This is a genomic window from Thermophilibacter mediterraneus (genome assembly GCF_900119385.1).
In the GTDB taxonomy this organism is placed as follows: domain Bacteria; phylum Actinomycetota; class Coriobacteriia; order Coriobacteriales; family Atopobiaceae; genus Thermophilibacter; species Thermophilibacter mediterraneus.
In genome coordinates this window covers 1,132,126-1,145,408 of record NZ_FPKO01000009.1, presented here as the reverse complement: position 1 = coordinate 1,145,408, position 13,283 = coordinate 1,132,126, and the positions used below count along the sequence as shown (strand labels likewise).

Here is a 13,283-nt window from a genome sequence, read left to right as displayed (position 1 = left end):
TCCCCGGTGTCCCACTCCGTCGCGTCACTCCCCCGGTTCCGGCGAGGCGCCCTCCCCGTCGCGATTCATCCGCTCGGCGTAGTCGCGAGCCCGCTCCAGCTGCTCGCTCAGCACGTCGATCGTCTTGGCAAAGGACTCGTTGGCCTGCTCGCGGAACCTGTCGATGCCGTCGAGCGTCGAGAAGACCGCGTCGTATGCGCGCCTCAGCGTCTCGGGCGAGACGCCGCTCGAGACGGCCTGCTGCTGCGTGCGCAGGGAGTTCTCCTGCAGCAGCTTGCTCGTGCGGTCGATCATGGCGTCGGTGGTCCTGTTGACGGCGTCGATCTGGTCGAGCACGAGCTTCTGGTTCTCGAGCGACTGCGCGACGATCACGGCGGTGCGCAGCGCGGTCACCGTGGTGGTCTTGGCGCGCTCGACGCCTCGGACCAGCTGGTCGTTGTTCTGCTGGATGATCCCCATCGAGAGGTAGGCCTGGATGGTCACCGCCGCCTGGGTCTGCACGTCCTGGCGGCGCTGGCGCACGGCGAACAGCGCGTCGCGCTCGAGCGAGGCGGCGAGCTCGGCGTTGCCCGCGGCCCGCTCGCGCTCGATGCGCTCCACGAGAGCGTCGTCGATGCCGGTCAGCAGCTCGTAGGCGCGCCTCAGGGTCCCGAGGTTGCCCCAGAGGCTGCGCCGCTCCACGTTGAGGGCGGCGTTGTCCTTGCGCAGCAGGTCCTGCCCCTTGCCGAGCGCGAGCAGAATCGCGTTGAGCTGGCCCTGGTTGGACTCGTAGCGCCGGAAGTAGCGCCTCACGCGACTCGCGAGGGGCAGCGCCCCCAGCAGGCGCTCGGCGAAGGTGTCCTCGCCCGGCGCGAGCTCGTCGACCTCGTTGCGCAGGTCGACGAGGCTCCTGGAGACCTCCTGCTGCGCTCCCCCGGACCTGGACGTAGCCAGGGACTGCTCGAGGAAGCGGCTCGAGGTGCTGCTGGTCTCGCAGAAGGCGTCGGCGCCCACCTCGTAGATGGCGTCGACCTCCTGCTTGAACTCGAGGCTCTGGGGCGGCAGGGTCGCCACGCGCGCGACCCAGGAGCCGGCGTTGTCGCTCAGGCGCCGGAGCTCCGCGGCGTCGGGGGCGGGCACCTGCGAGAGCGCGCCCTCGACGCGCACCGGCTCGGGCGCCGGGGTCGCCTCGAGGTCGAAGCGGTCGTCGGGCGCGCTGAGAAGGTCATCGGACATGGGGTCTCCTTTCATGGGGGGCAGGTGGGGTCGGGCGGCAGGCGCGCCCGCGGCCGCGAGGCGGTCGGGGCACGCGGGACGTCAGCTCACGTCGAGCTCGCTCGGGCGGTGCCCGAGGCGCTGCCTCAGGTAGTCGGCGCCGGTCTCGATCTGGGTGGAGGCGCCCTCCACGATGCGCGCGCGCACGAGGTCGAGCGCGCCCGCCACGTCGGCGCACTGCCCGTCGAGCGCCGTGACGTTGCGGCGCGCGCGAGAGCTCGCGCGCCCGCCGAAGCCGAGGTAGCGCACGTTGGTGACGAGCTGCTCCCAGGCGCCCGGCAGCCAGGTCGTCGCGAGCGAGAGCACGAGGCGACGGTCCTCCTCCGCCCCGGCGGACGCGAGCTCGGGCAGGCCCACGAGCTCGACCATGGACGCCACGAGGGCGCGGAGGGGCTCGGCCTCGGCGGCGATGCCCCGGGGCTCGTCCGCCGCGCACGCGCCCTCGATGCGCGCCGCCATCTCGTTCACGGCCTCCGCGGACTCCTTGAGGGCGGGGTCGGCGCCCACGAGCGCCTCGAGGTCGATGGCGGCCACGTGGCTCGGCATGTTGAGCGAGGTGAGCAGCAGCCACGACCCCGCCGACATGAGGGCGCCCGCCGCGACGAGCCCAACGCGGGCAGCGACGCCCGCGACGAGAAGGGCGGCGGCGCAGAAGACCGCGAGAACCGCCACGGACACCCCGATCGCCATGACCCTCTCGCCCCGCATCGACCCCTCCCGCTCTCTCCTCGCCCGACCCGGCGCCCGCCCTCGGCGGAGCCGGCCCGCCCTCGCCTACAGATAGCCGCGAATCTCCTTGAAGGCGGCGGTGAGATCCCCGTCCGCCGCGTCGAAGACGCGCCCGCCCGTGAGCTCGGCGAGCTGCTCCATCTCGTCCCTGCTCGCCTCGCCGAACAAGATCGCGTACACCGGGATGCCATGGACCTCGGGCGTGGCCTCGTACCATGACCTGAACGCGGCGAGGTCCGGCGACTCGAGGTTCTCGCCGTCCGAGAAGAGCACGACGGAGGTCACGTTCGCGTCGGAGCGGGTCCGTGCCGCAAGCTCGAGGGAGCGCTCGAGCGTCCCGTAGATCGCGGTGCTGCCGGACGCGACGAGCCCCCGGACGTAGTCGCCCACGTCGGAGAGGTTCCCGTCCTCGCCGACCGTGATGTCGCGCTCGTCCTTGACCGAGGTGGCGAACTCCACGAAGTGCACCGTCTCGCGCGGCTGGAAGGTCAGAAGCGAGCCCGTCCCCTCGGCGCCCGTGTCCGTGAGCGAGCCGAGCGCCGCCTTGAGGGAGTCGAGCCGCGAACCCTCCATCGAGCCCGAGGTGTCGATCTGGAAGACCATGTTGGCGGGCTTGCGCACGTCGGAGACCCAGCTCGAGAGCAGCGCCCTCACCGTCTCGAGGCGGTTGGGGAAGGGGATCTCGAAGGCCTCCGTGGCGTCGTCGGCCGTGGTGGCGTCGGTCCGGCGCAGCGTCTCGTCGGCGATGCGCCGCTGGACGTCGTCGCGCCGCAGGTAGTCCACGAGCGCGCGGTAGGCCGCCTCGGCCCGGTCGCCACGGCCCGAGAGCAGCGTGAGCGGGTAGTCGGCGGTGATGACGCCGTCCTGGGGGATCACCTCGACGAGGCCGGGGTCCGCCAGGACCAGGGACTCGTAGTTGAAGACGCCGTCCACCGCCGAGGGGTCGTTGCCGTAGGCGTCCATGAGCCAGCCCGACGAGCCGCTCGTGAGCGCCTGCCCCTGCGCGAAGCGCGTGAGGTCCGCGGCCACCGCCTCGACATCGTCGGCGGTGATGGCCGCACCCGTGCCCGAGAGCGCCGTGGCGAGCTCCACGAGCGCCGAGAAGCCGCTGTTGGACGAGACCGGGCTCGACATGCCGTAGCGGAACTCCCCCGAGGCGGCGGCGTCGACGACCTCGGCCCACGTCGGGCTCCGCTCGTCCCAGCCCAGCTCGGCGGCGCGATCGGCCCGCACGCCCAGCACGACGGGCGTGCGCATGATCGACGTCTCCTGGCTCACGAGCGAGCCCTTCTCGTCGAAGAGCGACATGTAGGCGTTGGACGGGAACCACGTGGCGTCGTAGTCGCCCTCGCCCGCCATCACGGCCTCCGTGCCGTCGAGCGTGCCCATGTACTCGAGCTCGACCGTGACGCCGAGCTCGTCCTGGGCGTCCTCGAGGATGCCCTCCATGTCCTTGACCTCGGACCCGGCGAGCACGCGAAGCGTGGCGCCGTCGACGGAGGGGTCGTCACCGCCCGACGCCCCCTGGGTCGCGGGGGCGTCGTCAGCGGGCTCGTCGGGCGCCGAGCAGGCGGGCAGCGCGAGCGCGCTCGCGATGGCGCAGAGCAGGGCGAGAAGGACGACGAGGGCGTGGCGCCGCGGGACGGGTGCTGGTCTCATGGTTCTTCTCCCCTCGCGCTAGTAGAGCGCCTCGATGGTCTGGAGCATGGCGTCGGCCACCTCGTAGCTGGGGGCCTGCGCGGCGTCGATGAAGGTCCCGTCCTCCGCGTACCCGGTGAGGGACGCCCCGCTCACCGTCTCGGCGAAGGCGGCCGAGTTGGCGCCGTTGAGCCTGAAGCCGTGCCGCGCGATGACGCGCGCCATGTCGGCGTCGTTCTCGAGGACGTCCTGGACCCGCTGGCCGGCCTCCGAGAAGGCCACGACCACGTGGTCCGAGAAGATCGTGGGCGAGGGGTAGCAGATCCTCATGGACGAGGTCACGCGGGCGGGCTCGTTCATCTGCGCCTCGAGGTACTGGCTCTCGTAGATGAGGGTGAGCGGCTGGTTCATGGGCCCCTTGGAGAGGAAGGACTCCCACGGCCCCGAGGAGGACGACTGCGAGTACCCCTGGTCGAGGAAGAGGCGGGCGAGCGAGTCGGAGGCCTGCCGCCGGGCGGCGTCCTCGCTCGTCACGACCGCGTTGCCGTTGAGCACGTAGCTTGCGAGGCACAGGTACATGAGCGCCGAGTTCGAGGAGCGCACGTCGGTCGTGGTGACCATGACGTTTCGGCTCGAGGGGTACGCGTCCGACCCGACGAGGTCCGTCCAGCGCCTGCCCGCTGCCACGGCGTCGAGGTAGGCCGCCATGTCGAGGTACCACACGCCGTCGCGCTGCTCCGCGATGCCGTTCTGCGACAGGACGTCGAGGGCGGCGTCGCCCGTCGCCAGGGCGAGCGGAGAGTAGAAGGGCCGGGTGGTGGAGAGGACCGCGTCCCCGTGGACGTCGACGAGGTGCGCGGCGGCGATCTCCGAGGAGGGGGAGGCGAAGTCCGCCTCCTCGATGCCGGGGCGCTCCGCCATGGCCCAGGAGCCCGAGGTCGTGACCTGCACGTCGAGGCCGTAGCGGGCGAAGATGGCCCGGGCCTCGGGGTCGGCGAAGAGAGACTCCTTCTCCGAGCCGATGACCCCTCGGACGACGGTGAGCTCCTCGGCCTGGTCGGTCGAGGGGTCGGGGGACGGGGAGCCCCCTCCCGACTCGCCGGACAGGAGCGCGATGGCACCCGCCACCACGACCGCGGCGACGATGAGGGCCACGCCGGCGATCAGCGTCTTGGCTCGAGCTCCCACGCCACCTCCCCTACCTGAACGCATCCTTACCACAACGATACGTCCGGGGAGGGTGCGCGGGCGGGCGCCGGGGGCGAGCCTTGCGCGAGCATTACGCGGGCCTTACGCGAGCATGACGCGCCCGCGCGGCCGGGCGGGAGCGTGCGCTCGTCGTGGCCCGACCGCGCACACCTTCGCGTTTTGGGTGTAGACGAGCTCTGATTTTGAAGGTGTGCGCGGTCGCGCCTTCCATACGCCGCAGCCGGCCTGGCGGGCCGCCCGCGGCGATTCGACATAGTCCGCCCCAAGCGCACGGCTTCGCCCCCGATTTCGTGCGTTTGGCGCGGGGCAATGCCCGAGGCACGTCGGTGCGGCACGTGCTGGGTGCGGCGCTCGCACGCTAGCGTGGTCCCGCCCGACGCCCCGCCTAGCCCAGCAGCGCCATGACCTCGCGCTTGGCGGCGAGGTACTCGTCGGTGAGCTCGAAGCTCGGCGCGCCCGCGGGGCGCGTCACGGCCACCTCGCCGACGACGCGGCTCGGCACGCCGGCTGCGGGCGACCCCGCGAGCACGTAGACGCGGCTCGCCATCGAGACGGCCTCGTCCACGTCGTGCGTGATCACGAGCGCCGAGAGCCCCAGCTCGGCGACCACGTCGACGAACCAGTGGCGCACCTCGACGCGCGTGATGGCGTCGAGGGCCGAGAAGGGCTCGTCGAGCAGCGTCACGTCAGCCCCCATGAGGTAGGTGCGCAGGAAGGCCGCGCGCTGGCGCATGCCGCCGGAGAGCTCGCTCGGCCACTTGAGCTCGCACCCCGCGAGGCCGAAGCGCTCGAAGAGCGGGGCCGCCTTGGCGCGGGCCTCGGTGCGGCGCATGCCGGAGAGCACGAGCGGCAGGCACACGTTGTCGATGATGCGCCTGCTCGGCAGCAGCAGGTCCTTCTGGAGCATGTAGCTCACGCGGCCCGGCCGGCCGGTCACGTCCTCCCCGTGCAGGAGGACGCGGCCGGCCATGGGGGTCGTGAGGCCGGCGAGCGCGTGCAGGATGGTGGTCTTGCCGCAGCCGGAGCGCCCCACGAGGCAGCAGACCTCCCCGGGGGCGACCGTCACGTCGACGCCCTGGACGACGACGTGCTCGCCGTCCCAGGAGAGCGTCAGGTCACGCGCCTCGAGGGCAGGGGCGACGGGTTGGTCCGCCGCGAGCTCCGCAGCCGCGCGCCCCACGCTCCTCGGCATCGTCGCCCCGCTCGCCGCGCTCACCGCTACTCCAGGAAGGAGAGGTCGTAGCCGGCGTTGACGTCGAGCTGGTTGGCGACGAGGTCGTTGTCATTGAGCCACTGGTAGAACGCCGCCCAGCGCTCGGGGTCGATGACGCCCCAGCTCTCGGCGTCGGCGGTGTACTGGTCGGCCAGGTAGGCCTGGCTCTGGTGGACGAGGTCGGAGTCGAGCTCGGGCACCTGCTCGCAGAGGATGTCCGCGGCGCCGTCGGGGTTCTCGATCGCGTACTCGTAGCCCCTCTTGGCCGCGCGCAGGAACGCCCGCACGGCCTCGGGGTTCTCGGCGGCGAAGTCGTCGTTGGCGGCGATGACCGGCGTGTAGTAGTCGAAGACCGGGTCGATGGAGATGAAGCTGAAGTAGTTGTGGTCGAAGCCCTGCACCACGGCGTTCTGGACGGCCCAGGCCTCGTAGACCCACACGGTGTCGAACATGTTGGCGCGCAGGCCCGAGACCTCGTCGTCGACCTCGTAAGGCACGAGCTCGACCTTGGACCAGTCGCCGCCGTCCGCCTCGACGCAGTGCTGGACCGTGGCCTGCTCGACGGGCATGTTCCAGGTGGCGTAGGTGTGCCCCTCCATCGCCGCGGGGTGCGTGATGCCGTCCTCGGCGCGGCTCATGATGCCGGAGGTGTTGTGCTGGATGACGGCGGCCACGGCCGAGTAGGGCATCGGCTGGTCGGAGGCCAGGTTGTTGGCGATGTAGTCCTGGTAGGAGACGCCCATCTGGGCCCCGCCGGCACCGATGAGGGCGTCCGCGCCGTCCGCGGGCGGCTGCACGATCTCGACGTCGAGGCCCTCGTCGGCGAAGTAGCCGTTGGCCAGCGCGACGTAGATGCCGGTGTGGTTGGTGTTGGGCGTGTAGTCGAGGACGAAGGAGATCTTGGTCTTGTCGGCGTCGCCGGCGCTGTCGTCCGAGGAGGCCGTGCCGTCCGGGCCCTCGACGGTCCCGGAGCTGTTGTTGCAGGCGGCGAGCGCCGCGGTGGCCGCGACGGCGCCGGAGGCGGCGACGAACTGGCGGCGGCTGAGGCTCTTGAAGAGGTTCTTGGAGAGGTTCTTATCGCTCATTGCTCTTCCTTTCTGCCCGCTTCCAGGGCATGCAGAGGCGCTGTGCCAGCTCAACGAGCTTCATGAGGGCAAGCGACAGCGCGGAGATGACGATGATCGCGGCGAACATGCGGTCGTAAGAGAAGGACTTGCGGACGCGCGTCATGTAGACGCCCAGGCCCTCGTTGCCGCCCAGCCACTCGGCGATGACGGCGCCCACGATGGCGTAGGTGGCCGAGATCTTGAGGCCGCTGAAGAACTGCTCGGCCGCGGCGGGCAGCTTGGCGTACCAGAAGATCTGCCAGCGCGAGGCGTTCATCGTGCGCATGAGGTCGATGACGTCGGGGTCCACGGAGCGGAAGCCCGAGGCGAGCGACACCGTGATCGGGAAGAACGTCGACACGATCACGAGCACGACCTTGGGCAGCGCCCCGTAGCCGAGCCACAGCACCAGAAGCGGCGCTATGGCCACGGTGGGAATGGTCTGCGAGATGGTCATGAGCGGCTCGAAGGCCAGGTAGAACCCCTCGAAGCGGTCCATGAGCACCGCAAACGCAAAGCCCAGGGCAACGCCTGCGGCAAGGCCGGCGGCGGCCTCGGCGAGCGTCGTCACGCAGTGCGAGGCGAGCAGCGCGGCGTCCTCCGCGAGCGCCTGGACCACCTGCACCGGCGTGGGGAGCAAGAAGTTGGGCACGAGGCCCGTGACCACCGCGGCCTGCCACACGACGAGAAGGACGGCGATGGTCGCGAGCGGCATCGCGACGCGACGCGCGCGGGGCGCTGCGGACGTCGGCGATGCGGCCGGGCGCGCCATGCTAGGCCGCCGCCGACGGGCTCTTCTCGGCGAACTCCGGGTCCCCGGGGTGGTACTTGCCCACCTTGCGCTCGGTGGACATGACGTCGCCCGAGGGCCTGAAGTTGATCTTGGCGTAGGTCATCATGTGGCGGCACCCGGCCTTGGCGCCCACGAGCTGGCAGTTCTTGAGGATCTCCATGCAGGTCTCGTAGTCGCCCTCGATGGCCGTCTCGAACGGGCCGACGAAGTAGTCGACGCCCGTCGAGTCGATGTAGGCGATCACCGCGTCGACGGCGTCACAGGTGGCGTCGTCGGTCGTGGCGTCCATGGGCAGGAACTGGATTGCGATCGAGCAGTTCACGCGCCCTCCCTTCCGGGTGCAAAAAAGGCACCCACTCTCCGTAGGTGCCTCGCGAGCGCACTGCCTAAGGTCCCTACGCCGGCATTACCCGGATCAGGTTATGGGTCAGGGCCGCGATCCTGGGCCCAATCTCAGCCGGCGTGCGCCAGCCCCCCGCTTTCGATTGGTAGTGTAGCACTGTTGCGCCCGCGGCGGAGTTTCTTTGCGCGGGGGGTCGGGCGGGCGCGGGCGGGTTGGGTGAGCTGCGCGGCCGGGCGACGGAAGTCCCCGCCGCGCCCTCCTCCGCACCCGCTCGACCGGCCCTCCCGAGTCGCGCGTGCCGGCGGGTATCATGGATGGGCAGACAAGGGAGGTGACCCATTGGACAGGATCGTCGAGAGAACCGAGCGTCTCGTCATCCGAGCGCTCCGGCCGAGTGACTACGAGGCGTTCGTCTCCGGGTTCGCCTCGTGCGGACCCGCGAGAAACCGCTTCGACGAGGGGTCGCTCGACACCTCGTTCATGACGCGATCCTGGTACGAAGGCCTGCTCGGGCGCCGTCGGCGCGAGGCGGAGGCTGACTGCTGCCGCATGCTCAACGTCTTTCTCGCCGCGGACGGAAGCTCGGTCGGCTACTGCGACGTCACGACGCTGCTGCGCGATGACCTGCAGCTCGCCAAGATCGGGTACACGCTGCACAACACGCACTGGGAGATGGGCCTGGGCACCGAGCTGGTCGGGGCGCTCGCGCGAATCGGTCTTCTTCACCTGGGGTTTCACCGTCTCGAGGCCCACGTCAACCTCGACAACCCCGCGTCCCGTCGCGTGCTCGCCAAAAACGGCTTCGAGCTCGAGGGGGTGCGCCGGGGCTTTGTCCTGGAGGAAGGCGTCTGGACCGACAACGAGGTCTGGTACCGCACCGCGCCCACGGACGAGAAGAACGCGGGTGCCGACAAGAACGGTGGGGCACGGTGACCGGCAGGACGCACGTTGTGGTTGGCGCCGCAGCCGCACTCGTCGCAGCCTCATCGGCCATGCCGGCGGCCGCGACGGTACCGGCGCTCGCCCTCGCCGCTGCCGGCGGAGCCGCAGGCGGCGTCTTTCCCGACCTCGACGTGAAGAGCTCGGCGCACCCGCTTCGGGACCGCGCCGCGCGCGTGGCCGCAGCCGCCATGCTCGCGGGCGCCGTCGCTCTCGACGCGGCGCAGGGCGGGACGCTGCTGCGCGCGGCCGCTGCGCGGGGCATGGCTCCGGTCGCGCTCGGGGCCGTCGCGCTGGCGGGCCTCTTCTGCGCCGCCCGGCTCTCGGCCCATCGCGGACCCTCGCACTCGCTTGCCGCTCTCGCCGCCCTCGCCGCCGCGACGTGGCTCGCCTGTCCCCCGCTCGCAGCACCCGTTGCCATCGGCATGGCCTCCCACCTCGTGCTCGACCTGCTCAACAAGCGGCCGGTCCGCCTGCTCTGGCCGCTCTCGCGCGGCTTCTGCCTGGGACTCTGTTCCTCAGGTGGCGTGGTGGACGCCTGCCTTCTCGTGGGCGGTCTGCTCGCGGGCGTTCGTGCCGTCCTGTGAGCGCCGGGATCGCGGGCCCGCGCGGCCGCTGGCGCTCGCCGCCCCTTGGTGCTCGCTGTCCGCTGGCGCCCGCTGCCCGCTGGCGCCCGCTGCCCGCTGGCGCCCGCTGCCCGTTGATGCTCGCTGCCCGTTGATGCTCGCTGCCACAGAGCCCGGGTGATTGGGTGGAGATGCATTCCAGAAGTGCCAAATGGGGAGAAACCCCCTGCGATTGGGTACCATCCGCTGAGCGAGGCTCAGGCTAAACGACGGGCTTCCACCCAATCGGCCGCACAAGCTGACATTTTGCAGCCCCCAGAGCCCAAAACGAGCCCTCTGTCAAATGGCTGAGCACCCAATCGCGGGGGATTCGTGACCGAAGCGCCCAATCCCGGGCCGTGGACATGGGGCGGAGTACCCAATCGCGGGGCCCGGGGTCAAGAGTCGGGCTCGCGGTCGGGCCTGGGGCTCGCAGTCGCGGTCGGGCTCGCGGTCGGGCCCGGGGCTCGCTGCTCGGTACTCGGGGCCCGGGGCTCGCCGCCGGTCGCTCAGGCCTCCCGCACCCCAAGCTCGCGGCAGAGGATCCGCGCGGTCGCCGCGGCCGCGAGCGCGCAGTGGTCCTGGCACTGGGAGATTCGCTCGGGGCTCGTCCACTCCATGCCGCGCGTGAGGACGCGGCAGCACGTAGCATGGCGCGCGGTGCCCTCGCGGAACGCGTCGTGCAGCTCGGCGGCGAGCGGCTTGGCGCGCTCCTTGGTCCCCACCATGAGGCCGATAAACGCCACGCCGCCGTTGAGCGCGCCGCAGATGCAGCCGGAACCGCCCACGCCGGCGCCCATCCCCGCCCCCACCGAGACGACCTGGGGAGGAAGGTCGGGCTCGAACGCCTCGTAGAGCGCCAGGATCACGGACTCGCCGCAGTTCCTGTGGTCGGGTCCCGGCAGGTTGTAGGCTCGTGCGGCGGCGGACACGGCCTCGATGCTCACGGTGTCGCGCATGTCATCCCCTCTCGTCAGGTGCCTCGCACATTCTAGGCGACCGCCCGCGTGCGCGCGAGCGGGGCGGACATGCCCTAGGGGGTCTCGGGCAGCATGTAGCCGTCGAGAAACTCGACGACCCTGTCGCCGTCCTCGCGACTCCCGAGCTTGAAGAGGTCCTCCCCGCCGTCGTGCCTGAGCACGTAGAGGTACCAGACGCCGCGGTCCTGCGGCGCCATCGACCCGAGCAGGACGACGAGTCCCAGCACGGGCGAGCCGAGCACGCCCACCATCAGCGCGGCGAGCAGCGGGTTTGACTCGGGCTTCTCGCCCTGCTGGAACAGGGCCACGTTGCTGACGGGAATCCGCTCGGCCTTGTGGGCGAGCGGCTTCGTCGACGCCATGAGGGTGACGCCGTCGAGGTCCATCCTCAGATTCTGCGGGCGGCCCTCGAACGGCTTGCCGTCGATGCCCCGCGTCACCCGGCGCACCTCGACGTCCTTGGGGAGAAGGAACCTCACGTCGCCCCTGACCCTCGGCGCGTAACGCGGCTCGAGCCGTGGCGTCGAGAGCTGCCCCCTCTTGTGGTCTGCCTGGTCGGGGCCGAAGACGTCCTCGATCACGCCGCCGACGGCGTCCCCGACCGCGCCGATTCCCTGGCCCACCGCGCCGACCGCCCCCTGGGCGACCTCGCCGGCCCCGCTCGCCACGGCGCCCACCGCGCCCTGGACGGCGTTGCCCGCATCGTTGACCAGTCCCCCGACAAACCCGAGAGGGTCGAAGTCGCCTGCCATCCTGATGCAGCCTCCTCACGCGACGTGCGAACGGACACGGCGTCCATGGTCATACAATCAACCTGGGGACGCGACGACGATTCCGCGAACGGCGCGCTCGCCTCCCCTCAGCCGGGCAGCGACCCCACGCCCGCGCCCATGGCCAGACAGACGTTCGCTTGGAGGATGCCCCATGAAGGTCTTCGCCTACTCGCTGCGCCCGTACGACGAGCTCGGCTACCTCGACGCGCTTTCCCACGAGCTGGGCTTCGAGTACGGCTGGACGGAGGACTACCCGACGACCGCGAACGCCGGGCTCGCCGCCGGCGCCGACGGGGTGTGCGTCATCACCAGCCCCCTCACGCGCGAGCTGCTCGGAGCCTGGCGCGACCTCGGCGTTCGCGGCGTCGCCACCCGCTCGATCGGATACGACCACATCGACCTCGCCGCGGCGCGCGAGCTCGGGATGCGCGTGGCCCACGCCTCCTACCCGCCCGACGGCGTCGCGGACTACACGGTCATGCTGACGCTCATGGCACTGCGCAAGGTGAAGCTCGTCCAGCGTCACGCCGCCGCCCAGGACTTCACCCTCGAGGGAAAGATCGGGCGCGCGCTCGGAAGCTGCACCGTGGGCGTGGTGGGCACGGGTGCCATCGGCGCCTGCGTGGTGCGCCGGCTGCGGGGCTTCGGATGCCGCGTGCTCGCGTACGACCCGGCGCCCTGCGCCGGGCTCGCGACGTACGTGAGCCTGCCCGAGCTGCTCGCCGAGTCGGACGTGGTGACGCTGCACGCGCCGGGGCTCCCGGAGAACCGTCACATGATCGGCGCCGCGGAGCTCGCGCGCATGCGCGAGGGCGCGGTGCTCGTGAACGCCGCGCGCGGCAGCCTCGTTGACACGGCCGCCCTGCTCGACGCGCTCGAGTCCGGCCACCTAGGGGGCGCGGCGCTCGACACCATCGAGCACGAGTCGAACCTCTACTACCTCGACCGCGGCCTGGACGTCCTGCCCAACCGCGACCGGGCCGCGCTCATGGCGCTGCCCAACGTCATCGTGACGCCCCACATGGCGTTCTACACCGCAGAGGACGTCGAGGGCATGGTCCGGAGCAACGTCGAGGCGCTCGTCGCCTTCGCCTCCGGCGAGGCGACGCCGCACGAGGTCCGCTAGTCCTCGTCCTTCTCGGCGCGCTCGTCCCGCTCCCTCGCGGGCCTGTCGTCGCGGGCGGCACCGGCGGCGCGTCGGCTGCGCTGCTCGATCTCCTCCGGCGTGAGGACGTCCTCGATGCGCAGGTTCACGCCCGCCACCTCGAGCCCGGTCATGCCACTGACCTGCTTCACGACAGCACGCTTGACATCCTCGAAGACCTGCGGCGCATACGCCCCGTACTCGATGAGCACGGAGATGTTCACGCGCACGGCGCTCTCGGGCGTCACCTCGACGGTCACGCCCTTGGTGGAGTCGCTCGCGCCGAAGGCGTCCTGCACGCGGTTGAACCAGCTGCCCTTCATGCCCACGACGCCGGGGACCTCGCGCATGGCGATGGCCACGATCTTCTCGATCACGCCGTTGGAGAAGGTGAGGGAGTCCTCGGAGTCGACGTCCTCGTCGTCGCCGGACAGGTCGATGTCGGTGCCCTCGGCCTCCGCCTCGACGATCTCCGCGGTCCCCTCGACGACGGTGATGTCGGCGCCCTTGGCGTCCGTCTGCTCACGTGCGGTGTCGTTCTGAGTCATCTCTCGCTC

Annotated in this window: 14 protein-coding genes and 1 riboswitch; of the genes, 3 read left to right on the top strand and 11 right to left on the bottom strand. The window is 71.1% G+C overall.

The window, feature by feature from the left end:
- Window positions 1-24 precede the first annotated feature (24 nt).
- The 8 genes from BQ7106_RS10035 to BQ7106_RS10000 form a co-directional block, all read right to left on the bottom strand.
- Window positions 25-1,215 (bottom strand): toxic anion resistance protein, encoded by a 1,191-nt coding sequence (locus BQ7106_RS10035; protein ID WP_072375048.1) that lies wholly within the window; start codon window positions 1,213-1,215, stop codon window positions 25-27.
- A gap of 81 nt (window positions 1,216-1,296) precedes the next feature.
- A complete protein-coding gene (locus BQ7106_RS10030) occupies window positions 1,297-1,962 on the bottom strand; it encodes a hypothetical protein (RefSeq protein WP_072375045.1) in 666 nt (221 codons plus the stop codon).
- 66 nt (window positions 1,963-2,028) lie between these two features.
- Window positions 2,029-3,642: a vWA domain-containing protein gene (locus tag BQ7106_RS10025; protein WP_072375042.1), complete on the bottom strand. Its 1,614-nt coding sequence runs from the start codon at window positions 3,640-3,642 to the stop codon at window positions 2,029-2,031.
- A gap of 18 nt (window positions 3,643-3,660) precedes the next feature.
- The gene (locus tag BQ7106_RS10020) at window positions 3,661-4,809 is read right to left on the bottom strand and encodes a hypothetical protein (RefSeq protein WP_083527016.1); all 1,149 of its coding nucleotides are present in this window, start codon (window positions 4,807-4,809) and stop codon (window positions 3,661-3,663) included.
- A gap of 406 nt (window positions 4,810-5,215) precedes the next feature.
- Window positions 5,216-6,022: an ABC transporter ATP-binding protein gene (locus BQ7106_RS10015; protein WP_072375576.1), complete on the bottom strand. Its 807-nt coding sequence runs from the start codon at window positions 6,020-6,022 to the stop codon at window positions 5,216-5,218.
- Window positions 6,023-6,048: 26 nt separating this feature from the next.
- The gene (locus BQ7106_RS10010; RefSeq protein ID WP_072375036.1) at window positions 6,049-7,128 is read right to left on the bottom strand and encodes an ABC transporter substrate-binding protein; all 1,080 of its coding nucleotides are present in this window, start codon (window positions 7,126-7,128) and stop codon (window positions 6,049-6,051) included.
- The gene (locus tag BQ7106_RS10005) at window positions 7,118-7,864 is read right to left on the bottom strand and encodes an ABC transporter permease (protein WP_072375573.1); all 747 of its coding nucleotides are present in this window, start codon (window positions 7,862-7,864) and stop codon (window positions 7,118-7,120) included. The genes BQ7106_RS10010 and BQ7106_RS10005 overlap by 11 nt, the downstream gene beginning before the upstream one ends.
- Before the next feature lie 58 nt (window positions 7,865-7,922).
- The gene (locus BQ7106_RS10000; RefSeq protein WP_072375033.1) at window positions 7,923-8,264 is read right to left on the bottom strand and encodes a thiamine-binding protein; all 342 of its coding nucleotides are present in this window, start codon (window positions 8,262-8,264) and stop codon (window positions 7,923-7,925) included.
- Between the two features lie 53 nt (window positions 8,265-8,317).
- A riboswitch (TPP riboswitch) is annotated at window positions 8,318-8,430 on the bottom strand.
- Between the two features lie 194 nt (window positions 8,431-8,624).
- Here BQ7106_RS10000 and BQ7106_RS09995 point away from each other — a divergent pair.
- Together BQ7106_RS09995 and BQ7106_RS09990 are read left to right on the top strand one after the other, a co-directional pair.
- Window positions 8,625-9,218, top strand: coding sequence for a GNAT family N-acetyltransferase (locus BQ7106_RS09995; RefSeq protein ID WP_072375030.1), 594 nt, complete (start codon window positions 8,625-8,627; stop codon window positions 9,216-9,218).
- Window positions 9,215-9,811: a metal-dependent hydrolase gene (locus BQ7106_RS09990; RefSeq protein WP_072375028.1), complete on the top strand. Its 597-nt coding sequence runs from the start codon at window positions 9,215-9,217 to the stop codon at window positions 9,809-9,811. The genes BQ7106_RS09995 and BQ7106_RS09990 overlap by 4 nt, the downstream gene beginning before the upstream one ends.
- Before the next feature lie 527 nt (window positions 9,812-10,338).
- Here BQ7106_RS09990 and BQ7106_RS09985 read toward each other — a convergent pair.
- Both BQ7106_RS09985 and BQ7106_RS11055 read right to left on the bottom strand, forming a co-directional pair.
- Complete coding sequence (locus BQ7106_RS09985; RefSeq protein WP_072375025.1) at window positions 10,339-10,788, bottom strand: C-GCAxxG-C-C family (seleno)protein; 450 nt, start codon at window positions 10,786-10,788, stop codon at window positions 10,339-10,341.
- A 74-nt stretch (window positions 10,789-10,862) separates the two neighbouring features.
- The gene (locus BQ7106_RS11055) at window positions 10,863-11,561 is read right to left on the bottom strand and encodes a hypothetical protein (protein WP_072375022.1); all 699 of its coding nucleotides are present in this window, start codon (window positions 11,559-11,561) and stop codon (window positions 10,863-10,865) included.
- 172 nt (window positions 11,562-11,733) lie between these two features.
- Between BQ7106_RS11055 and BQ7106_RS09975 the strand changes: the two genes are divergently transcribed.
- A complete protein-coding gene (locus tag BQ7106_RS09975; protein WP_072375018.1) occupies window positions 11,734-12,708 on the top strand; it encodes a D-isomer specific 2-hydroxyacid dehydrogenase family protein in 975 nt (324 codons plus the stop codon).
- Here the strand turns inward: BQ7106_RS09975 and BQ7106_RS09970 are convergent.
- A complete protein-coding gene (locus BQ7106_RS09970; RefSeq protein WP_083527013.1) occupies window positions 12,705-13,274 on the bottom strand; it encodes an Asp23/Gls24 family envelope stress response protein in 570 nt (189 codons plus the stop codon). The two genes, BQ7106_RS09975 and BQ7106_RS09970, sit on opposite strands and share 4 nt — an antisense overlap.
- Window positions 13,275-13,283: the final 9 nt, after the last annotated feature.

Coding starts and splice junctions, on each gene's coding strand:
- BQ7106_RS10035 (WP_072375048.1), bottom strand. CDS start 1,215: ATGTCCGATGACCTTCTCAGCGCGCCCGACGACCGCTTCGACCTCGAG.
- BQ7106_RS10030 (WP_072375045.1), bottom strand. CDS start 1,962: ATGCGGGGCGAGAGGGTCATGGCGATCGGGGTGTCCGTGGCGGTTCTC.
- BQ7106_RS10025 (WP_072375042.1), bottom strand. CDS start 3,642: ATGAGACCAGCACCCGTCCCGCGGCGCCACGCCCTCGTCGTCCTTCTC.
- BQ7106_RS10015 (WP_072375576.1), bottom strand. CDS start 6,022: ATGCCGAGGAGCGTGGGGCGCGCGGCTGCGGAGCTCGCGGCGGACCAA.
- BQ7106_RS10010 (WP_072375036.1), bottom strand. CDS start 7,128: ATGAGCGATAAGAACCTCTCCAAGAACCTCTTCAAGAGCCTCAGCCGC.
- BQ7106_RS10005 (WP_072375573.1), bottom strand. CDS start 7,864: ATGCCGCTCGCGACCATCGCCGTCCTTCTCGTCGTGTGGCAGGCCGCG.
- BQ7106_RS09985 (WP_072375025.1), bottom strand. CDS start 10,788: ATGCGCGACACCGTGAGCATCGAGGCCGTGTCCGCCGCCGCACGAGCC.
- BQ7106_RS11055 (WP_072375022.1), bottom strand. CDS start 11,561: ATGGCAGGCGACTTCGACCCTCTCGGGTTTGTCGGGGGACTGGTCAAC.
- BQ7106_RS09975 (WP_072375018.1), top strand. CDS start 11,734: ATGAAGGTCTTCGCCTACTCGCTGCGCCCGTACGACGAGCTCGGCTAC.
- BQ7106_RS09970 (WP_083527013.1), bottom strand. CDS start 13,274: ATGACTCAGAACGACACCGCACGTGAGCAGACGGACGCCAAGGGCGCC.